This is a genomic window from Lentzea alba, from assembly GCF_047445655.1.
In the GTDB taxonomy this organism is placed as follows: Bacteria; Actinomycetota; Actinomycetes; order Mycobacteriales; family Pseudonocardiaceae; genus Lentzea; species Lentzea alba_A.
Map to the genome: position 1 here is coordinate 49,888 of NZ_JAJAEG010000047.1, position 21,082 is coordinate 70,969.

18 protein-coding genes and 2 pseudogenes are annotated in these 21,082 nt (G+C 69.1%); 4 read left to right on the plus strand and 16 right to left on the minus strand.

What is annotated here, in order from left to right; all coding sequences use genetic code 11:
- Positions 1-18: 18 nt before the first annotated feature.
- A complete protein-coding gene (locus LFM09_RS45785) occupies positions 19-651 on the plus strand; it encodes a hypothetical protein (RefSeq protein ID WP_414102927.1) in 633 nt (210 codons plus the stop codon).
- On the opposite strand, the gene LFM09_RS45790 is transcribed toward LFM09_RS45785, so the two are convergent.
- The 5 genes from LFM09_RS45790 to LFM09_RS45810 form a co-directional block, all read right to left on the minus strand.
- Positions 638-2,122, minus strand: a complete 1,485-nt coding sequence (locus LFM09_RS45790; protein WP_414102928.1) for a glutamate--cysteine ligase — start codon at positions 2,120-2,122, stop codon at positions 638-640. The two genes, LFM09_RS45785 and LFM09_RS45790, sit on opposite strands and share 14 nt — an antisense overlap.
- 126 nt (positions 2,123-2,248) lie before the next feature.
- Positions 2,249-2,689: a ricin-type beta-trefoil lectin domain protein gene (locus LFM09_RS45795; protein ID WP_414102929.1), complete on the minus strand. Its 441-nt coding sequence runs from the start codon at positions 2,687-2,689 to the stop codon at positions 2,249-2,251.
- A 129-nt stretch (positions 2,690-2,818) separates the two neighbouring features.
- Entirely contained in the window at positions 2,819-3,310 is a 492-nt protein-coding gene (locus LFM09_RS45800; RefSeq protein ID WP_414102930.1) for a hypothetical protein, read from the minus strand.
- Between the two features lie 45 nt (positions 3,311-3,355).
- Positions 3,356-3,775, minus strand: coding sequence for a hypothetical protein (locus tag LFM09_RS45805; RefSeq protein ID WP_414102931.1), 420 nt, complete (start codon positions 3,773-3,775; stop codon positions 3,356-3,358).
- 92 nt (positions 3,776-3,867) lie between these two features.
- Positions 3,868-4,350, minus strand: coding sequence for an RICIN domain-containing protein (locus LFM09_RS45810; RefSeq protein WP_414102932.1), 483 nt, complete (start codon positions 4,348-4,350; stop codon positions 3,868-3,870).
- 163 nt (positions 4,351-4,513) lie between these two features.
- Here LFM09_RS45810 and LFM09_RS45815 point away from each other — a divergent pair, with 163 nt between their 5' ends.
- On the plus strand, positions 4,514-7,390 hold the full coding sequence (locus LFM09_RS45815; protein ID WP_414102933.1) for a BTAD domain-containing putative transcriptional regulator: 2,877 nt from the start codon (positions 4,514-4,516) through the stop codon (positions 7,388-7,390).
- Positions 7,391-7,429: 39 nt separating this feature from the next.
- On the opposite strand, the gene LFM09_RS45820 is transcribed toward LFM09_RS45815, so the two are convergent.
- Genes LFM09_RS45820 through LFM09_RS45830 form a run of 3 tightly spaced genes read right to left on the minus strand, consistent with a single transcriptional unit; the run spans position 7,430 to position 10,376 of the window.
- Positions 7,430-8,590, minus strand: coding sequence for an FG-GAP-like repeat-containing protein (locus LFM09_RS45820; protein WP_414102934.1), 1,161 nt, complete (start codon positions 8,588-8,590; stop codon positions 7,430-7,432).
- Position 8,591: 1 nt separating this feature from the next.
- A complete protein-coding gene (locus tag LFM09_RS45825; protein ID WP_414102935.1) occupies positions 8,592-9,905 on the minus strand; it encodes an FG-GAP-like repeat-containing protein in 1,314 nt (437 codons plus the stop codon).
- Between the two features lie 30 nt (positions 9,906-9,935).
- Positions 9,936-10,376, minus strand: coding sequence for an RICIN domain-containing protein (locus LFM09_RS45830; RefSeq protein WP_414102936.1), 441 nt, complete (start codon positions 10,374-10,376; stop codon positions 9,936-9,938).
- Positions 10,377-10,586: 210 nt separating this feature from the next.
- Between LFM09_RS45830 and LFM09_RS45835 the strand changes: the two genes are divergently transcribed.
- Complete coding sequence (locus LFM09_RS45835) at positions 10,587-13,511, plus strand: AfsR/SARP family transcriptional regulator (protein ID WP_414102937.1); 2,925 nt, start codon at positions 10,587-10,589, stop codon at positions 13,509-13,511.
- Here LFM09_RS45835 and LFM09_RS45840 read toward each other — a convergent pair.
- The 7 genes from LFM09_RS45840 to LFM09_RS45870 are packed head-to-tail and all read right to left on the minus strand — an operon-like array spanning position 13,477 to position 19,308.
- A complete protein-coding gene (locus LFM09_RS45840) occupies positions 13,477-14,280 on the minus strand; it encodes a carbohydrate ABC transporter permease (RefSeq protein ID WP_414102938.1) in 804 nt (267 codons plus the stop codon). The two genes, LFM09_RS45835 and LFM09_RS45840, sit on opposite strands and share 35 nt — an antisense overlap.
- On the minus strand, positions 14,280-15,101 hold the full coding sequence (locus LFM09_RS45845) for a carbohydrate ABC transporter permease (protein WP_414102939.1): 822 nt from the start codon (positions 15,099-15,101) through the stop codon (positions 14,280-14,282). Before LFM09_RS45845 ends, LFM09_RS45840 begins: the two co-directional genes overlap by 1 nt.
- Positions 15,098-16,324: an ABC transporter substrate-binding protein gene (locus tag LFM09_RS45850; protein ID WP_414102940.1), complete on the minus strand. Its 1,227-nt coding sequence runs from the start codon at positions 16,322-16,324 to the stop codon at positions 15,098-15,100. The genes LFM09_RS45845 and LFM09_RS45850 overlap by 4 nt, the downstream gene beginning before the upstream one ends.
- Entirely contained in the window at positions 16,321-17,061 is a 741-nt protein-coding gene (locus LFM09_RS45855) for an amidohydrolase family protein (protein ID WP_414102941.1), read from the minus strand. Before LFM09_RS45855 ends, LFM09_RS45850 begins: the two co-directional genes overlap by 4 nt.
- A complete protein-coding gene (locus tag LFM09_RS45860; RefSeq protein WP_414102942.1) occupies positions 17,058-17,807 on the minus strand; it encodes a hypothetical protein in 750 nt (249 codons plus the stop codon). Before LFM09_RS45860 ends, LFM09_RS45855 begins: the two co-directional genes overlap by 4 nt.
- A 33-nt stretch (positions 17,808-17,840) precedes the next feature.
- Complete coding sequence (locus LFM09_RS45865) at positions 17,841-18,488, minus strand: 4'-phosphopantetheinyl transferase family protein (RefSeq protein WP_414102943.1); 648 nt, start codon at positions 18,486-18,488, stop codon at positions 17,841-17,843.
- Position 18,489: 1 nt separating this feature from the next.
- Entirely contained in the window at positions 18,490-19,308 is an 819-nt protein-coding gene (locus LFM09_RS45870) for a metallophosphoesterase family protein (RefSeq protein ID WP_414102944.1), read from the minus strand.
- Between the two features lie 885 nt (positions 19,309-20,193).
- On the opposite strand from LFM09_RS45870, the pseudogene LFM09_RS45875 reads away from it, so the two are divergent.
- Positions 20,194-20,601 (plus strand): annotated as a pseudogene (locus LFM09_RS45875) (transposase); the annotation flags it as partial.
- Positions 20,602-20,801: 200 nt separating this feature from the next.
- On the opposite strand, the pseudogene LFM09_RS45880 reads toward LFM09_RS45875, so the two are convergent.
- Positions 20,802-21,082, minus strand: a pseudogene (locus LFM09_RS45880) (hypothetical protein); the annotation flags it as partial.

Below are 21,082 nucleotides of genomic sequence, written 5' to 3' on the forward strand. Positions count from 1 at the left end.
TCGCGTCACGATTGGTTCGTGACTGACACAGCGGGCGCAGATGGAGCAGTGCGGAGGACCGGCGGGTTCTCCGCACTGCTCCTTGCTTTGTGCTACCTGGTCATCACGGGGCTCTACATCGCCGCCGGGGCGGTTCCGCCCGGCGAGGACGGAGCCGCGTGGCTGGCGTACTTCGCCGACAAGACCCTGGTCTGGACGCTCATCATCTTTCTGTCGGTGCTGACCGATATCCTCTTCTTACCGGTGGTCGTGGCGCTGGTCCGAGAACTGCGCCGCTCGCTGCCCCTGATGCTCGGTGCCGGGTTCCTGGTTCTCTTCGTCGTGCTGGACCTGGCAGTCGCGTGGCCGAACTACGCGGCCCTGGTGCGGATGAGCGTCCTTCCGGACCAGGCCTCGCTGGCGGCCGCGGCCACTCATGCGTCGTCGGTGCTCGGCTCGGGGCTGTTCGCGTTGTACGCGATCGGCGTTCCGGCGCTGGGCATCGCGTTGATCAGTGTGGAGCTGCGCGGGCTGACCCGTTACATGGGTGTGGTTACGGGCGTTGTCGGTGTGGCCGCGGTGATCGGCGTGGGTGTGCTGGTGATCGTCGTGTCCGTGCTGACGATCGCCTGGGTGATGTTGGTCGGGGTCTGGTTGCTCAGGCTCCGGTGACGGGCCACGTGTGCACGGGCTCGTTGGCGTGCATCAGTTCCACGTAGGACTTGAGCATCGTGCGCAGTGCGTCCGCGCGATCCAGGTGCGTGTGGTCGTAGTGCCGGTGGAACTCGCGTGCCTGCCAGGTCGCGCCGTTCACGCCGGTGAGACAGCGCTGCTCGATCACACCGAGCAGCCGGTCGCGCTCAGCCGAGTCGACCCCCCAGCGGATCAGGCCCTCGTGCGCGAGAGGAAGGAGGCGCCGCAACACCAACTCCACAACGGGCACGGTGCCGACACCGGGCCAGTACATCTGCGCGTCCAAGCCGTTGCGGGAGGCGGCGTTGAAGTTCTCCTCCGCGGCCTGGAAGCTCATCTGCGACCACAGTGGACGCTCGTCCTCCGCCAGCGCGCGGACGAGGCCGAAGTACAGCGCGCCGTTCGCCAGCGTGTCGACGATGGTGGGGCCGGCGGGCAGCACCCGGTTCTCGACGCGCAGGTGCGGGCGGTCCCGGACCACGTCGTACACGGGGCGGTTCCAGCGGTAGATGGTGCCGTTGTGCAGCTTCAGCTCGCTGAGCGCCGGCGTGTCGCCGTGGTCGAGCACGGCGAGCGGGTCCTCGTCGTCGCAGATGGGCAGCAACGCGGGGAAGTACCGGACGTTCTCCTCGAACAGGTCGAAGATCGAGTTGATCCACCGCTCGCCGAACCACACCCGCGGCCGCACGCCCTGCGCCTTGAGCTCGTCGCCACGGGTGTCGGTGGCCTGCTGGAACAACGCGATGCGGGTCTCGCGCCACAGCTCCTTGCCGAGGAAGAACGGCGAGTTCGCGCCCACCGCGACCTGCACGCCGGCGATGGCCTGGGCGGCGTTCCAGTAGGCGGGGAACTGCTCGGGCGACACCTGCAGGTGCAGCTGCGTGCTGGTGCAGGCCGCCTCGGGCACGATCGAGCTGGCCGTGAGGTGCAGCCGCTCCACGCCGTCGATGGAGATCTGCAGGTCCTCACCGCGCGCGGCCAGCACCTGCTCGTTGAGCAGCGCGTACCGCGGGTTGCTGGACAGCTGGTCGGGCTGGACGTGCTTGGTCCGCAGCGTCGGCAGGATGCCGTTGATGACCATGTGCGCGCCGACCTCGCGCGCCTTCTCCTCGGCGGAGTTGAGGCTGCGCCGCACGGTCTCCTCGAACGAGGTGATGCCCCCGCCCGCGAGCCGTCGGGGCGCCACGTTGATCTCGATGTTCCACTGGCCGAGCTCGGTCACGAAGTCGGGGTCGTCGATGACCTCGAGCGCCTCGTGGTTCTTCATCGCCGGGTCGCCCTGCTCGTCGATGAGGTTGATCTCGATCTCCAGGCCGGTCATCGGCCTCTCGAAGTCGAACCTCGACTCACGCAGCATCCGGGCGAACACGTCGAGGCATCGCCGCACCTTGGTGCGGTACCGCGTGCGGTCCTCGCGCGTGAACTCGTGCTTCGCGACGTCCTCGCCCATGGTGGCCTCCCGACGGTCGAGGGTTCACCCCACCACTGTGCACCATGGTTGATCAATCCGACACCCGTGTGTCTTGTTCCGGAACGGCGGGCCGCCCGGGGGACGACCCGGGCCGCACCTCCGAGTTCAAATGACGTACCAGCGCGTGCCCGTCGCGCAGTCGGTCAGATCCCCGAACGTCCCGGGAGACCCGCTGCTCGTGTGCAGGCACTCCGTGGCCTCCACGCCGTGCCTGATGTGCCTCGGCGAGCCAGGGGCGACGGCGGGGATCGTCCAGGTGGACGACGGCGTGCCGCACGGCATGGTGAAGACCTCAGCGCCGTCAGAGGCGAGGCACAGCCCGGTCGCCAGGTGCTTGAACCGGCCCGGAGCGTAGTTGTCCCAGTCCTGCCAGGACGTGCCGTCGCAGTCCGCCAGACCGACCTTGCGGTCCGAGTTGGCGTCCAGGCACTTGCGCGTGTCCTCGTGCTGAATCCGGTAGACCTTCGTGATGCCGCCCTGGTCCTGCGCCGCCGAGGCCGGGACGGGTGCGATCAGCATCGCGCCCACCGCTGCTACCGCCCCCACGCCGGCGACCGTCCGAAGAATTCCCCTGAATTCCATGGTCAATTCCCGTTGGTGATAATCACGGATTTGTCGCGTCGAGGGAGAACGGCGGGCCGCCCCTGGGGGAGACGGCCCGCCACACCCCCAGGGTCAGGCTGCGGGGAGCACGCTCCAGCGCGTGGCCTGATCGCAGTCGATCAGGTAGGCCCACCTACCAGGCGTACCGGCGTTCGTGTGCAGGCACTTGGTGGTTTCCACCGCGTGCCGGAGGAGCTTCGGAGAGCCGGGGAGACTGGTCCACCCGGACGACGGCGTGTCGCACCTGTCCATGAGGAAGACCTTCAAGCCGTCCGATGCCAGGCACGCGTTGTACTCCACGTTGCGGAACCTGCCAACGCCCTTGGACGTGAAGTTCACCCACCTCTCGTGGGCGGTGCCGTTGCACTCGAGGCCGACCTCGTACTTGTCGTTGCCGGCCAGGCAGACCCGCGTGCTTGCGTGCAGGATGTTCACCTCCGCTGCGGCGCTGACCTCGTCCTGTGCTGCCGGAGCCGCCGAGGCAGGTGCGATCAGCATCGAGCCCACTGCCGCGACCGCCACTCCCACGCCGGCGACCCGGCGCAGCATTCCCTTGAATTTCATCAGTGATCCCTTTGGTGATAATCGAGGATTTTGTTTGAATGACTGTCAGGCCGGGACCTTGTACTCCTCGCACTTGACGTACTGGTCGGCTTCGTTGGCGATGCAGATGTGGACCCAGCCAGGACCGCCGGCGAGGTCAACAGGCAGGTTCCAGGTGTCCGACGAGATGTCGTTGCAGTGCAGGCTGGTGCTCCTCTTGGAGCGCTCGAACCCCTGGCGGTCGTAGGCGAACGCATAGAGCCGGCGGCAGTAGCTGGCCTTCAGCGTGTAGTCGACGTCGACGGACCGCTGGTGCCAGCGGATGGTTCCGGATCCGATGGTGGCGCCGTAGACGACTTCGAACTTCGTGGAGGGGTCGGCGGTGACGGATGCGCCGGCCGAGCCAGGTGCGATCAGCATCGCGCCCAAAGCCGAGACCGCCGCCACGCCGCCGGCAACTCGGCGGAGCATTGCCTTGAATTCCATGGAGAATCCCCTTGGTGATAATCGCGGATTTGTCGCGTTGAGGGGGAACAGCGGGCCACCCCTGGGGGAGGCGGCCCGCCACACCCCCGGTCTCAGACGAACACCCAGCGCGCTGCTTCCCTGCAGTCGATCATGTAGGCGAACCTTCCGACCACGCCGCTCTTCGTGTGAAGGCATTTGGTCGGTTCATCCCGGAGGCTGACGAGTTTCGGGTTGGTCGCGGTGGTCTTCCACTGAGAGGAATCGGTGCCGCATTCCAGGAGGAAGACGTTCTCGCCGTTCGAGGCCAGGCACATCCTGGGGGAGATGAAGAGGTCGGACCTGAACACCCCGGCGGAGTCGTTGGACCACCGCTGTGAGGATGTGTCGTTGCACTCCGCCAGGTAGACCTGGTTCGCGAGGTTGGCGGCAAGGCAGTTGCCGGTGTTCGGGTGCTTGATGGTGTAGAGCGCCGTGACGCCCATCTCGCCCTGCGGAGCCGGAGCGGCCGAGGCCGGTGCGATCAGCATCGCGCCCGAAGCCGCGACCGCCGCCACCCCACCGGCGGCTCGGCGCAGCATTGCCTTGAATTCCATGAAAAAATCCCCTTTGCGGTGATCGCGCTTTTCGTCGCGACCTGAGGGGAATCTAGAAAAACCGATCTACAGGTCACCTACAGAGCACCTACAGCGAGCCGTTCCCGCACGGTGGCGACGCTGCTACGCTCCGGAGCCGTTGCTTGGACCGGGTGGGGGAGCCTTGGTTACTACAGCGACGTTCGCGGTCCTGGGACCGCTGCGCGTCACGAACAACGGCCTGCGGCTGTCGCAGGCCAGCCAGCGCCAACGGGCGCTGCTGGCCGCGTTGCTGGTCAGGCCGCATCAGCCGGTCGGGTTGCCGGACATCGTCGAGGCGCTGTGGGGCGAGCGCCCACCCGCGTCGGCGGTCGCGAACGTGCACACGCACGTGAGCCGGTTGCGGCAGGACCTGGCGGGCATCGGCCTGACGGACCGGGTGGTCACCGACAGCGGCAGCTATTTGCTGCGTCTCGAACCGGACGAGCTCGACAGCACGATTTTCCAGGCGACCGCCGAACGGGCGCGCACCGCGATGCAGGCAGGCGATGCCAACAAAGCTGTGGCGCTTTGGGAAGAGGCGTGGAAAACGTGGCGAGGTGCGCCGCTGGAGGACGTCGAGCGGGCCGGGTGGCTTGAGGTCGAGGTGGTGCGGCTGGAGGAGATGGCCGCCTCCGCCCGTGAGGACTTCGCCGACGCGCGGCTCGCGGCCGGGCAGCTCAGCACCGCCATCACCGAGCTGGGTGCGTTGGTGCGGCAGTATCCGCTCAGGGAAGGGCTGTGGCGCAGGCTCATCCTCGCCCAGCACCGGGCCGGCCGGCGGGCTGAGGCGCTGGAGACCTACCGGGCGCTGCGAGGCGTGCTGGTCGAGGCGCTCGGCGTCGAGCCGTGCGACGAGGTGCAGCTGCTGCACCAGGAGGTCCTCAGAGGCACGCCCGCGGCATCCCAACGCGTCGTGCGGCCGATGCAGCTGCCGTCCGATTGCGAGAACTTCACCGGACGCGCTGCCGAGACGGCGGAACTGGTCCGGTTGCTCACCGACGAACGAAGATCCGGCGTGGTCGCCGCCATCACCGGCAAGGCGGGGGTCGGCAAGACGGCGCTCGCGGTGCGGGTGGCGCACGAGGTCGGCGCCGGTTTCCGCGGCGGGCACCTCTACGTGCGGCTGGGCGGTACGTCGCCGTCACCGCGCGACCCGGCGACCGTGCTCGCGGAGCTGTTGATCGCGCTCGGCGTGCACCCGCACGCCGTGCCGGACGACCTGGAGGCACAGGCCGCGCTGTACCGGTCGCAGCTGGCCGCGCGGCAGGTGCTGATCGTGCTGGACGACGCGGCGGGCATGGCGCAGGTCCGGCCGTTGCTGCCCGGTTCGGCGGGGTCCGCGGTGCTGATCACCAGCCGGGTGCAGCTCGTCGAGACGGCCGGGGCCTACACGGTGCGGCTCGACGTCCTCGGCGCACAGGACGCCGTGCGGTTGCTGGCGTCGATCGCCGGGCCGGACCGGGTGAGCGCGGATCCCGGCGCCGCCGCCGAGGTGGCGCGCTACTGCGGCAACCTCCCGCTGGCGTTGCGGATCGCCGGCTCCCGGCTGGCGCGGCGCGCACATTGGACGGTCGGGCGGCTCGCCGACCGGTTGGCCGGTGAGGGCACGCGGCTCAACGAGCTGCGGATCGACGACCTGGAGGCGCGCGCCAGCCTCGCGCTGAGCTACCAGACGTTGACGGACGACCAGCAGCGCGCGTTCCGGCTGCTGAGCCTGCTGGACGTGCCCGACTTCCCCGGCTGGGTGGCCGGTCCGCTGCTGGACGTCGAGGTGCCGGACGCGGAGGAGATCACCGACAGCCTGGCCGACGTGCACCTGCTGGAGTCCGCCGGTCCCGGCCGCTACCGGTTCCACGAACTGCTCAGGGTGTTCGGGCGCGAGCGCGCGCTGGAACAGGAGGAGGCCCGCACCGAGGCGCTGCGAAGAGCCTTCACGGCGTGGCTCGACCTGGCCGTGCGGGCGGAGGCCGACCTGCCGTGCCGGTTCCTCAAGGTGCGGTTGCCCGATCGCGGCTCGGTGCCGAACCAGGCAACAGGCGACCCGCTCACGTTCCTCGAAACCGAGCGCGACGCCCTGGTCGCGGTGGCCGGGCAGGCGATCGCACTGGGCCTGACGACGCTGGGATGTGAGGTCACCGGCGTGCTGACGACGTTGTTCGACCTGCACGGCCACTACGACCTGTGGCGGCGGACCCACACGCTCGCGCTGGAGGCGGCCGAGCGCGCCGGGGACGGACACCACCAGGCGGTCCTGCGTCAGGGCCTCGGCGCGTTGGCGTTCTACCGCGACCACTTCCACGAGGCGAGCGCGCATTTCGAGGCAGCGCAACGACTCTTCGCCGATCTCGACGAAGCGCACGGACACGCCTACGCAGACCTCGGCCTCGGCAGCGTCCACATGTTCCACGGTCGTCACGACGACGCGGTGGTCGAGCTTTCCCGTGCGCTGCAGGTGTTCCGCGACTGCGAGGACGACTGCGGTGAGGCGTTCTCCTTGCAGGGCTTGGGGGTTGTCCGCAGGAACCAGGGTCGCCTCGACGACGCGGAGAGGTTGCTCGACGACTCGCTGGCGATCTTCGGCGAGCTGGGGTGCGCGTACGGGCGAGCCTGCACGTTGTTCAGCATGGGCCTGCACCACAACGCCCGCGGCGACCTGAAGGCGACCGAGCGCGCGCTGATGGAGGCCGTCGAGCTGTTCGGCGCGGCGTCCTGTCCCCGTGACGAGGCGCTGGCGCTGCACGTCCTGGCCGCCGTCCACGCCCAGCAGGGTGACGCGGACCGGGCGGCCGAGCTGATGGCCCGCTCGCAGGTCGCGTTCTCCCCGGCGGACGAGAGCGTCGGCAAGGCGGAGACCCTCTACAGCCTCGGCTGGGTGGCGCACCGCACCGGCCGCGCCGATCACGCCGCCGCCTGCTTCGACCAGGCGTGGCGGTTGTTCGGGAAGCTCGACATGCAGATGCACCGGGAGTGGACCGAGCAGGCGCTCGAACAGCTCGGCCTCAGCGTGCCGAGCACGTGAGAACGGCCGGCCCTCGCGATGAGGGCCGGCCGTGTCACTTCAGTTGGCCGCGAGATCCCAGCCGGTCCAGCCGGACCCGATCTGCGTGGCCGACCCGAATCCACCGGTCCCGGTTCCCAGCCACTGCCAGAGCGTGTTGTCCGACGTGCGAACGGCCACCAGGTCGGCCTTGAGGTCTCCGTTGACGTCCATCGAGGTCATCTGCCGGAACCCGTTCCACCCCGACCCGACCTGCACCGCGTTGGCGAAGTCGGCACCGTTGCGCTTCCAGAAGAAGAGCTCACCGGCCGAGTTCGTCGCCCAGATGTCGCCGTCCGAGTCACCGTCGGCGTCACCGGAGGTGTGCCGGGCCAGCGAGGCCCACCCGGCACCGACGAGGACCCGCTCGGCGAACTTGCCGTTGCCGCGGCCGACGTAGAGGTACATGTTGCCGCCGTCGCGGGCGAGGATGTCGGTCCTGTTGTCGCCGTTGACGTCGCCGAACGCCACGTTCTCCATCGCCGCCCAGCCGGTGCCCACGGTCTGAGCCGAGGAGAACGAGCCTCCGCCCTGGTTGTGCCAGTAGTAGAGCGTGCCGCCACCGATCGCCCACAGGTCGGCCAGGCCGTCGGCGTTCGAGTCGCCGATGCCGATCCGGGAGAACCCGCCCCAGCCCGGGCCGAGGCGCGTGCCGGCCATGAACCCGCCGCCCGCCTTGCCCTTGTAGATCCACGCCGTGCCGGACGGGTCGACGCCCAGTGCGTCGTCGTACTTGTCGCCGTTCACGCTCTTGGACGGCAGCACGGGCGCCGGGGGAGCACCGATGGCGGCGCGGGCGTCGTCCATGAACTCCTTGTAGCGGCCCGACTTGTAGGTCGACCACGGAGTCCAGTCGGTGCCCTGGTCGGAGATCCTGTACGCCTCACGGGCGTTGCACGCGGCGTTGTAGGCGCAGCTGTCGCTGACCTCCGGGTGCCAGTGGTCGTTGATCTGCCACAGGCCTCGGTCGACCGAGTTGTGGCTGTCGCTGTTCACATAACGAGCAGAGGGATCGCAACGGGACTCGGCCATGCCGACCGCCACCGCGACGACGAGCTTCTCACCGCTGAAGCCGGCGGTACGGCCGTTGGACACGCACAGGTCGATGTCGCCGGCGGCCTGGGCACTTGGAGCGAAGCCCAGCAGCGCAACCGCCACCAGAACACCAGAGAGGAGCTTCATCTCAGTTCACCGCCAGTTCGAAGCCGGACCAGCCGCTGCCGATCTGCACTGCCTTGCCGAACGTCCCGGCGCCACCGCCGAGCCACTGCCACAACGTGTTGTCCGAGGTGCGGATCGCCACGAGGTCGGACTTCGAGTCGCCGTTCACGTCCATCGCCACCAGCTGCCGGAATCCGTTCCAGCCGGAGCCGACCTGCGCCGCCGTGGAGTAACCGCCGGAGTCCTTGCGCCAGAAGAACAACTCGCCGGAGCTGTTGGTGGCCCAGATGTCGCCGTCACCGTCCGCGTCGGCGTCACCGCCGGAGTGCCGCGCCAGCCCCGCCCAGCCCTCGCCGAGCAGCGACCTCGCGGAGAACGCGCCGGAGCCCTGTCCGGTGTAGACGTACATCTTCCCGCCGTCACGGGCGAGGATGTCGGTCTTGTTGTCGGCGTTGATGTCGACGAACGAGATGTACTCGAACGCCGCCCAGCCGGGACCGACCTCCTGCGCCGCGGCGAACGTCGCGTTGCCGCGGTTGTGCCAGTAGTGCAGGGTGCCGTCCTTGACCGCGAACAGGTCCGCCCAGCCGTCGCCGTTCGAGTCGTTGACGGCGATGCGGCTGAACGAACCCCAGCCACCGCCGAGGCGCACGGCCGCGCTGAAGCCACCGCCGGACCTGCCGTGGTAGATCCACGCGACACCCTCGGCGTCGACACCGATCGCGTCGTCGTACTTGTCGCCGTTGATGCTCTTGGCCGCCTTGTTCAGCGTGCCGCAGTTCTGGCTGACGTAGGTCTCGGTACCGGTGGCGTAGTCGAACGGGTCGCCGTGGAACGAGGCCGGCCGGATGAACTCCGGCCAGCCCTGGCCGCTGCCGCGGTCGCGCAGCTCGAAGTGCAGGTGCGCGCTGATACCGGGGGAGTTGCCGTCGGTGTTGCCGACCGTGCCGATGACCTGGCCCTGCCGCACGACGGCCCCGTTGTGCACGGACTTCTTGTCGAGGTGTGCGTACAGCGTCGTCCAGCCGTCGCCGTGGTCGATCTCCAGGTAGTTGCCGTAGTCGGAGGTCTCGCCGCCCTCCCACCGCAGGGTGCCGGCCGCGGCGGCGAGCACCGGCTCACCGAGGTCCCCGTCACCGCTGGTGCCGGACATGTTGAAGTCGATCTCTTTGTTCTTGTGCGCGTTGCTGGAGCCGGAGTCGCCCTTCCACGACGTGCCGCAGATGAACGGCAGTTCGAGCGCGGGAGCGGCGGCCTGGGCGGCGGTCGGGGCGAGCGTCAGCGCCATCGCGGTCACGGCGACGCCGACGACCGCTCTGCCGATTCTGGAGGACATCGCGGGAATTCCGTTTCTGCTGTCGGGGGATCAGACCTTGACGAAAGTCCAGCGGGACGAAAGGCTGCCGCACGGGTTCATTCCCGCGTGCTCGCTCTGTCCGCCGGTGTTGTGCAGGCAGCGGCCGCTGTTGTTCCATTCGAGGTACTTCTTCACGTCCGCGGTGCTCGTCCATTGCTGGACCGCGGTCACCGAGCACGGCCGGGCGGCCGCGGAAACGCCGTCACTGGCGAGGCAGCGCTTGGTGGCGACGTTCGTGAACTTGCCGCCGGCGATGATCCAGCGCTGGTTGGTGTTGCCGCTGCAGTCGTGGGTGTAGACGTTGCCCGTGCTGTTGGTGTCCAGGCAGCGGCTCGTGTTCGCGTTCTTGACGTAGTACGCCTGGCCGGCCGCGGACGCCGTCGCGGGCATGACGGACATGACGAGCGCGGCTCCGGTGACGACCAGGCCGAGCGTTCCCCTGAATCCCATGACAAATCCCCTCGCATGGTGACGACCGCAGATTTCCGGCGATCTGCGAGTGAATTTATGGAGGCGATCTACATTGCCTCTACATGTCATCTACAGCATTTCGGGCGGACGTGTAGGACGCGATGGCCTTTTGGCGTCCTTCGAAACCGTGTCCTGCCGCTCCGGCTGCGCTACGATCCGAGGCCGGGTGGCCGGACAGGGTGGGGAGCCTTGGGGAACACGGCGAGTTTCGGGATTCTGGGGCCGCTGCGGGTGGCCAACGGTGGTCAGCCGCTCAAACCGGCCGGACCGCGTCAACGGGCGTTGCTCGCCGCGTTGCTCGTGCGGGCCCGGCAGTCGGTCAGCCAAGCCGGTCTCATCGACGCCCTGTGGGGTGAGAACCCGCCCGCGTCCGCCGTCGCGAACGTGCACACCTACATCAGCCGGTTGCGTCGCGACCTCACCGACATCGGCCTGCCCGGCAGGCTCACCACCGACAGCGCGGGCTACCGGCTGCAGGTCGAGCCGGACGAGCTGGACAGCGAGATCTTCGAGACCGCCGCGACCCGCGCCCGCGAAGCGCTGGCGGCGGGCGACGCCGGGAAAGCAGCGGCCTTCTGGCAGGAGGCCTGGCAGGCGTGGCGCGGCACGCTGCTGGAGGACGTCCCGCGCGCCGGTTGGCTGGAGGCCGACGCGGTGCGGCTGGAGGAGATGGCCGCGGCCGCACGGGAGGACTCCGCCGACGCGCGCCTGGCCGCCGGTCAGTACGGCGCCCTGATCACCGAACTCGGCGTGCAGGTGCGGCAGTTCCCGTTGCGCGAGGGCCTGTGGTGGCGGCTGATGCGGGCCCAGCACGAGGCCGGCCGCCGGGCCGAGGCGCTGGAGACCTACCGCGCGGTCCGCGAGGTGCTCGTCGACGCGCTCGGCGTCGACCCGTGCGACCAGATCCAGGACCTGCACCAGGAGATCCTGCGCGGCGGGAGCAGACCGGCCAGTGCTGATTCCGGTGCCCTGAACCCGGTGCGCCCCATGCAGTTGCCGCCCGACGTCGACAACTTCACCGGCCGCGATGCCGAGCTCGCCAAGCTCCGCGCCGTCCTCACGCAACGGTCGAAGTCGACCCTGGCCGCGATCACCGGTAAGGCGGGTGTCGGCAAGACGTCGCTGGCCGTCCGCGCGGCGCACGAGGTGGGCGACCAGTTCGCAGGTGGCCAGCTCTACGTCCGCCTCGGCGGCACCAGCTCGTCACCGCGCGACCCGGCGACCGTGCTCGCGGAACTGCTGATCGCACTGGGTGTGCACCCGCACGCCGTGCCCGAGGACGTCGAGGCGCGCGCCGCGTTGTACCGGTCGCAGCTCGCCGCCCGGCAGGTGCTGATCGTGCTCGACGACGCGAAGAGCATGGCCCAGGTCCGCCCGCTGCTGCCCGGATCCGAGTCGTCCGCCGTGCTCGTCACCAGTCGCGTGCAGCTGGTCGGCGCGCAGACGGTGAACCTCGACGTGCTCGGCGCCGAGGACGCGATCCGGTTGCTGGGCGAGATCGCCGGCCAGGACCGCATGACCGCCGAACCGGACGCGGCCGCCGCCGTCGCCCGCTACTGCGGCAACCTCCCGCTGGCGCTGCGCATCGCCGCCTCCCGGCTCGCCCGCCGCGGCCACTGGACGGTCGGCCGGCTCGCCGAACGCCTTGCCGGGGAAGGAACCCGGCTCAACGAGCTGCGCATCGACGACCTCGAAGCCCGCGCCAGCCTGGCGTGGAGCTACGAGGCGCTCGACGACGTCCAGCGGCGCGCGTTCCGGCTGCTCGGCCTGCTCGACGTGCCGGACTTCCCCGGCTGGGTCGTCGCCGCTCTGCTCGACATCGACCTCCTCGACGCCGAGGACATCGTCGACGGCCTCGCCGACGTGCACCTGCTGGAGGTCTCCGGCACGGACCTCGCCGGGCAGTACCGCTACCGCTTCCACGACCTGCTGCGGGTCTACGCCCGCGAGCGCGCCAACGAGACCGAGACTCAGGTGGACCGGACCGCCGCGCTGCGCAGGGTCTTCACGACGTGGCTGGACCTCGCGGTCCGGGCAGAGGCGGGGCTGCCGAGCCGTTTCCTCAAGGTGCGGCTGGACCCCGACCGCGGCGGGCTCGACCAGTCCACGGTGGACAGACTGCTGGCCGATCCGCTGGTCTGGCTCGAAGCCGAACGGGACGCGCTCGTCGGCGTCGTCGAGCAGGCCCGCAAGCTCGACATGACCGCGCTGGCGTGCGACCTGGCCTGCGTGCTCACGACGTTGTTCGACCTGCGCAGCCACTACGACCTGTGGCGGCACACCCACGAACTGGCCCTGAGCGCGGCCAGGGACGAGCGGCACAAGGCGATCCTGCACCAGGGGCTCGGTGCGCTGGCGTTCTACCGCGACCGCTACGGCGAGGCGAACGAGCACTTCGCGCGGGCGCAGGAGATGTTCGCCGCCATCGGAGACGACCGCGGCCTCGCCTACGCGAACCTCGGGCTCGGCAGCGTGCACCTTTTCCACGGCAAGCTGGACGAGGCGGCCGTCGAGCTCGGGCGGGCGCGCGAGACGTTCGGCGGCTGTGCGGACGACAGCGGCGAGGCGTTCGCGTTGCAGGCGCTCGGCGTCGTGCACCGCAACCAGGGCCGGCTCGACGAGGCCGCGGGGTCGCTGGACCGCGCGCTGGAGATCTTCCGCCGCCTGAACAGCCGTTACGGCCAGGCCTGCGCGCTGTTCAGCCTCGGCCTGCACCACAAGACCCGCGGGGATCTCGCTCAGACCGAGCAGGCACTGCTGAACGCCGTCGAGCTCTTCCGCGCCGCCTCGTGCCCGCGTGACGAGGCCCTGGCGTTGCACGTCCTCGCCGCCACCTGCGCGGAGCAGGGTGACGCGGGCAAGGCGTCGGAGATGATGTCCCGCTCCCTCACGGTCTTCTCTCCGGACGACGAGAGCGTGGGCAAGGCCGCGACCCTCTACAGCCTCGGCTGGGTGGCGCACCGCAACCAGCGTCCCGACGAGGCCATCGCGTGCTTCGAGCAGGCACTGGCGCTGTTCGAACGGCTCGACATGCAGGTGCACGTCAGCCGGACCGTTGAAGCGCTGGGGCAGCTGGGTCTCAGCGTCCCGGACCGGCGAAGCCGACGGTGCTGACCAGCCGCCGTTGCACCAGCAGGAACACCAGCAGGCACGGCACCCCGGTGACGGTCGCCGCCGCCATCAGCTCGGGCACCGGCAGCTGGCCGGCGTCCAGTGTGGACAGCCCGACGGTCAGCGTGGTCGTGTGGCCGTTGCCCGAGACGACCAACGGCCACAGGAAGTCGTTCCAGTGCCAGAGGAACACGAACACCGCGAGCGTGGCGAGCACCGGCCGGCACAGCGGCAGCACGACGCTCCAGTACACCCGCCAGTCGCCGGCGCCGTCGATCCGCGCGGCGTCGAAGACCTCGTCCGGCAGCGCGCGGATGAACTGCCGCAGCAGCAGCACGGCCTGCGCGTTGGCCAGCGTCGGGATGATCAGGCCCCAGTAGGTGTCCGCCCAGCCGAGCAACTGGATGATCACCACGGACGGCATCAGCACGGCGTGGAACGGCACCATCAGGGTCGACAGCAACGACCACAGCAGCGCGTCCCGGCCGGGAAAACGCTTGCGCGCGAACACGTACGCGGCCATCGACGCGGAGAGCAGCACGGCGACCACGGACACCACCGCGTAGACCACGGTGTTGCCCGTCCAGCGCAGGAAGTTGTCCGTCGACAGGATCTGGACGAAGTTCTCCAGGGTCAGCGACGCCGGCCACGCGTGCGGAATCGTTGGTCCGATGCGCGGTGACAGTGCGACCAGCAGCATCAGCACGAACGGGGCGACCGCCGCCAGCGAGACGAGAGCCAGCAGCACGGTGAGCCAAGGGCGGTTGCGCATCACGGGTTCCGTTCGAACGCTCGGCGCTGGGTGAGCGACACCAGCAGCACGACGGCCCACAGCACCAGACCCGCCGCCGCGGCCTTGCCGATCTCGAAGTACTTGAAGCCGTAGTCGTAGACCATGTACGCGAGCGTGTAGCTGGCGCGCACCGGCCCGCCGCTGGTCATCACGTAGATCGTGTCGAACACCTGGAACGCGCCGATGGTCTCCACCACGACGACGAAGAAGATCGCCGGCCGCAACGACGGCAGCAGCATGTGCCGGAAGCGCTGCCAAGCGTTTGCACCGTCCACTTTGGTCGCTTCCAGGCAGTCGGCCGGCACGTTGCGGATGCCCGCCAGCAGGACCAGCATCGCGTAGCCGAAGCCCTTCCAGACACCGACCACGGCCAGCGCCGGCAGCACCATCGACGGGCTCTCCAGGAAGCCGGCGGGCTCGAACACCCACTTCCAGATGACGCCGCTCAGCACCAGGCTTGTGACGTACGGCGCGAACAGCGCGGCCCGGAAGAGCCCGCGCCCCCAAGGAACCGAGTGCAGCAGCAGCGCTGTGCCCAGTGCCACCACGACGATGAGCGGCACGTAGACCGCGGCGTAGACCAGCGTGGTGCGCAGGCTGGTGAAGAAGTGCTCGTCGGCGGCGAGGCTCGCGTAGTTCTCCGCGCCGACGAACTCGAAGTCGCCACCGGGCCGGTAGTCGGCGACGCTCAGGCCCGCCGCCCCCAGGATCGGCAGGAACCGGAACGCGCCGAACACCACCAGCACGGGCAGCAGGAACGCGAGGATCGTGCAGGCCTCGCGCAGCCGGCGACGGGTCATCGCTTCTGCAGCAGGACGTCGACTTCCCTCGCCGCGTCGGACAGCGCCTGCTCCGGTGACTTCTGCCCGATCAGCGCGGCCTGCAGGTGCGGTGCCAGCAGTCCCATCGCCTTGCGCGCCCGGGGATGCGCGTCACCGGCACGGACGTACTGCAGCGCTTGCGTGAAACCCTTGTCGATCTCGTCGGTGACGGGTGGCGCCGAGTCCGTCCACGGCAGGAAGAAGCCGGACTGGACGCAGAGCTTCTCGACGACCTTCGGCGTCGTCATGTAGGAGAGGAACTTCCGGGCGGCGTCGGAGTTCTTCGCGGTGCGCAGCAACGACAACGCGCCGGGCTGACCGAACGTCACCTGCGCCTTGTTCCGCAGCGGCGGCCCGACCACGACGTTCTCGGCACCGATCGCGCCGGCGACGCTGCGGGCGATGGCGGGCACCATGGCGTGCGACATCGCGGCCTTGCCGACCACCACCGAGTCCTCGATCAGCCGGGCGCGCTTGGTCGCGGTGCCGGGAGGCAGACCGCCCATCGCCTTGAGGTCGAGCAGGAACTTCAGCGCGTCGATGCCCTGCGGTGACGAGAAAGCGCTCTTGGTGCCGTCGCTGGTGAACACGCTTCCGCCCGCCTGCCACAGCAGCGGGTAGAAGGTCATGTTGAGCGTCTCCTCGATGGAGCCCGCGTAGTCGAGCACCGGGATGCCGCGCGCGGCGAGCTTCGGTGCCGCGGCCTTGACCTCGTCCCACGTGTCCGGCAGCTCGGTGATGCCGGCCTCGGTGAACAGCTTGCGGTTGTACACGGTGGTCGTGACTGTTTGGTAGAGCGGCAGGCCGTACGCCTGGTCCTTGACCGTCAGCGCGGCCACCGCCGAGGGTCGGTACGTGCGTTCGCCGCCGGTCAGCACGTCGCCGACCGGTTGCAGCGCCTTCTCCTCCACGTACTGGGGGATCATGTCCGGCTGCAGCAGGACGAGGTCGGGCCCGTTGCCCGCCATCAGCGCGGCGCCGAGCTTCTCCTGCCTGCCCTCCCACGGCTGCAGCTCGATGCGGAGCTCGATCTTGTGCTCCGCCTCGAAGCCCTGCTCGACCTCGTGCCAGAAGGTCCGGCTCTGCTCCTCGTCGGCGATGACCGGGTACATCCACATCGTCACGGCGTCATCGCTCGACTGGCTGCAGGCGGTGAGGGCGGTGACCAACGAGGCTGCGATGAGCACTGCCGTTCTCTTCATGCGGCTTGGTCCGTTTCGATGCCGAAGAGGCGCGCGGCGTTGCGCCACATCACGTGTTCCTGCTCGACCTCGGTGAGATCGGCGTCCACTACTACACCCAGCGCGATGGCCGGGTCGACCAGCGTGCTGTCCGTGCCGAACAGCATCTGCTCCAGCGGCACCCGGTCCAGTGCGTACCGGTAGCGGCCGGCGTCGGTGATCGAGCAGCACGGCTCCAGGTAGAGCCGGTCGGAGCGCGTCGCCGCCTCGACCGCCGTCCGCCACGCCGGGCCGCCCATGTGCCCGGCGATGATCCGCAGTTCGGGGTTGCGCTCCAGCACGTCGACCAGGCCGAGGACCGACTCGTCCCAGGTGTGCACGAGCACCGGCAGACCGGCCTCGGCGGCCAGCGCCATGGTGTCCTGGATCGCCTGGGACAGCAGGGTCTGGCCGGGGTAGGTGGTGTGCACCTTGACCCCGACGAACCTGCCCGTCGCCAGGTACTTCTCGATCTCCTCGGCCCCGGCGGCGAGGTCGTTGGGGTTCACCACGACGTAGCCGAGCAGCCGCGGGTGAGCCTCCAACACCTCGGCCATCCACCTGTTGCCGGAGACCATGTCGTAGGTGACGGCCTCCGACGCGGAGACGATCTGGCGGTCGATGCCGTAGCGGTCCATCAGCGCGAGGTTGAGCTCGGGCGAACCGACGTCCGTGGCGAAGAACCACGGTCCGGCGTGCGCGTGGACGTCGATGATCACTGTGCTTCCCCCAGCCATGCGCCGGCGGTGCCACCGGCGACCTGTTGCCACTCCTGGTCGTTCAGCCCGGACATGCGCAGTCGCAGCGCGGACGGCATGACGTCGTGCAGCGGGGTCCGGGACCCGTACGCGAGGTGGTGCGCGCCGACCTCGCCGGCGATCCGCTCGATCGAGTCCGGGCCGACCAGCATCCGGGTCGAGGCGACGAAACCGGGCTCACGGCGGGCCATCACCACGAAGTCGGACACCCGGTAGGCGTGCACGTCGAGGAAGCACACCCGCGCGCCGCGGCCGGCGAACGCGCGCCAGAACTGGCTGAAGTCGCCGCTCGTGAGCAGCACCAGGCCGTGGGCGATCGCGGTGTCGATGATGTGCACGAGGCCGGGGGAGACGGGCTCGGCCCACTGCTCGGGCGGGAACAGCCGCAGGACCCTGGTGCCCGCCTCGGCGAGCCTGCCGATCTCGTCCTCGGCGCCCAGCGCGTCGCGGATGTCGACGGTGCCGACCGGGACGAACCGTTTTTGGAGCTCGGTCGCCTTGCGGGTCTCGTCGTTGCCGGAACTGACGTCGAACAACGCGCCGCGCAACGAGGCCAGCAGCCCGCGGCGGATCCCGTGGCCCTTCTGTTGCGCTGCCACGGCCTCCAGCGAGGCGTCGAGCTGCCGGTTCGGCACCGCGCCGAACAGCACGTCGACGTCGAAGCCGATCTCGTGCCGCTCGGCGGGTACTGGAGGAAGACTCACCATGAGGGCAGTTTGGAGATCGCCTCTACACGTCCCCTACACGCCACTTGCGGGCACGGCGATGGCCGTGACCAGGACGTCGCCCTGCACGAGCCACGTCCCGGCGAACCCCGCGATCGGGGTGTCCGGCAGCAGGATCCGCGAGTAGAACGTGCCGTCCGCGTTCAGCGTGATGTCCGCGTCCTCGAACCCCAGCCACCGCTGCGTGACCGGGTACCAGGCCTTGTAGGTCGACTCCTTGGCACTGAACAGCAGCCGGTCCCAGCAGATCTTCGGGTCGTCGACCCTCAGCCCGGGAATCCTGCGCAGCTCGGCCGGGATCGCGATGGCCTCCAGCACGCCGTCCGGAGCGGGGGCGTGCGGTTCGGCGTCGATGCCGATGGTCAAGAAGTCGGTGGTCTTGGCCAGTGCCGCTGCCCGGTAGCCGGTGCAGTGCGTCAGGCTGCCGACGAGACCCTCCGGCCAGCGCGGCTCCCGTTTCGGGCCGGGCAGGACGGGAGCGGGTTCGAAGCCCAGGCGTTTCATGGCCTCGCGGGCGCACCATCTCGCCGTGCCGAACTCGAAGCGGCGTTTCGGGACGGCGTTGCCGATCACCGTCTCTTCTTGGGGGAAGAGCTCGACGGGCATCTCGTCGTCGTAGCGCTCCACCGCCGCGATGGGCAGTGGAAGAAGCTGTTCCAGCACGTCATGACTCCCGCAGCACGTCGTGCAGCTTCACCTGGGTGGTGCCGCGTGGTTTCCACTCGCGCGGGTAGCCGAGCGAGACCTCGTCGAAGCGCACGCCGTCGTAGTGCGTCGTGCGGGGGATGTGCAGGTGGCCGTAGACCATTTCGACGGCGTTGAACCTCTTGTGCCAGTCGGCGGTCAGCGCGGTGCCGCACCAGAGCGCGAACTCCGGGTAGCGCAGCACGAACGTGGGGTCGCGGACCAGCGGGTAGTGGTTGATGAGGACGGTCGGGCCGGTGATCTGAGCGAGTCGTTCTTCGGTCTCTTCCACCCGCGCCTGGCACCAGGCCTCGCGGGACGGGTACGGGTCGGGGTGCAGGAAGTACTCGTCCGTGCACACGACGCCCGCCTCGTGGGCGATCGCGAGGGCCGACTTCACGTCCGTGGCGCCATGTGGCCGGAAGGAGTAGTCGTAGCCGAGGAACAGTGGACAGACAGTGACCGGGCCTGTTGGTCCGGGGAAGACCTCGTAGGGGTCCTCCGGGGTGACCACGTCCAGGCTGCGGCACAGCTCGACGAGCTGCTTGTAGCGCATCTCGCCGCGGGACTGGTTCTCGTCGTCCTTGGTGGTCCAGAGCTCGTGGTTGCCCGGTGACCAGATGAGTTCGCCGAACCTCGGGCGCAGGGTCTGGAGGGTCCACTCGATGTCGGCGAACCGTTCGCCGATGTCGCCGGCGATGATCAGCCAGTCGCTGCTGTCCGGTGAGGCGATCGCCTCCACAACCTGGCGGTTGTCCTGGTAGGAGACGTGCAGGTCGCTGGTGGCCAAAAGCTTCACGGTCCGACGGTATCTCTGACGTCAACGACCGGATCATTACCGTCCGGTTGAGCGCGGTCATCCCGCCTGGTGGAGCGCGGTCACGAGCGGGCTCGGAGTACGGCCGTGAGCGGGGTCGGCGGGGCGCGGCCGTGAGCGGGGCCGGCGGAGTACGGCCGTGTGCGGGGCCGGCGGAGTACGGCCGTGTGCGGCGCCGGCGGAGTACGCCGTGAGCGGGTCGGCGAAGTGCGGCAATGGCGGTCGGCGGAGCGGGGGCGTGACCGTTTGGCGGAGCGCGTTCTGTGAGCGGTCGGCGACACTCGGTCGTGGGATCCATGCCACGACCGGTTATCCGTTCGTCGCAGACAGTGCGCCACTCGTCTCAACAGGACTGGCCGTGCGTCGCCGTCGTGCGGCCGCTCATCGCCTTTTACGGTCTACCTACTTACCTGTTTTCTGGCCTGCTTCTTACTGTGAGCGCTGTCACCTGACGGAAAAGTCCTGGCGGAGGACCACACCATGACCGACTCACAGTTCGCTCGCACCCCGGACCCGCGACTCGCGCGGCAGGTCCCGCCCCGTCAAGTGCCTCAACGGCCTCTTCCTCCACGTCACGTGCCCGGCGCTGGGTATGCCGCCGGCGCGCAGGCTGCCGCCGGCGCTCAGGCGCCTACTCGGTACGGGCAGCCGGTTGACCCGCGGTTGGCCGGGAACCCCTCGTTCCGGCGGACTGTGGGGGCCGAGATCGCCCGGCATGCTCAGCAGCATTCGGCTTATGCGGTTCCGCAGCGGCGTACTACCGCTGAGGACACTGCGTTGGCCACGTTGCTCCGGTCTCGTCAGCGTGCTGAGTCCGCCCGCCAGGACACACGGCCCGTTGACGCTGGATCGCGGCAGGACTCCTGGATGCGGGCTTCTGCCTGGCCGGAGCACAGCTGTGAGACTGGGCGTGGTGACGTCATCGAGCAGCTCTCGTCGCGGCTGGTGTCGCCCAACTTGTGGGCTGTTGTTGAGCCGTTGATTCCGCCTGCCAAGGTTCGGCGTCAAGGTGGTGGGCGTGGGCGGGTGTGCAACCGGGCGGTCTTTACCGCCATCGTCTTCGTGTTGTCGTCTGGGTGTGCTTGGCGGCATTTGCCTGCATCGTTCGGGGTGACTGTGCCTACCGTGCATCGGCGGTTCCAGGAGTGGACCGATCTGGGGCTTTGGGTTCGGCTTCGGCGGGCTGCTGCTGAAGGGGCCTGTGGGACTGAGGAGATCGACTGGATTCGGGCTGTGTTGGACGCTGCTGATCGGCGGGCTGCCAAGGCGGCTAGCTGACGCGCGTTTGATCGGCAGTGCCGGCTTCGCCGGGGTCACCCTGAGGAAGGGTGGCCCCGGCGTTTTTGTACGTCTCATTGATCGTGTGGCTTGCTAACGATCTACCGCTTGTCGTGGGGATGACCGCTTATCGCGTGGGTGGTCGCCTTGCGGGCGGCGGCCGTGCGTTGATGGCACGCCTGACGCTCCTATAGATGTCAAGCGCAGTGGGTGAGGTCTTTGAGGATCGCTGTGTGGGCTTCGCGGAGTACGTAGTGTTTGAGGCAGCGGATGATGTCGCGTTTGGTGAGGCCTTGTTCGGTGCGTCGTTGCAGGTAGGTCTGGGTGCGTGGGCAGTACCGCAGGCGGACGACGACGGCGACGTGCAGGACGCGGATGGACTCGACGGGTCCCGCGGCGGTTTTGGGTGTGGCGGTGCCGTCGCCGGACAGGGCGGTGCGGGCGGCGTTGATGGCGTCGATGACGTCGGATTTGCCGT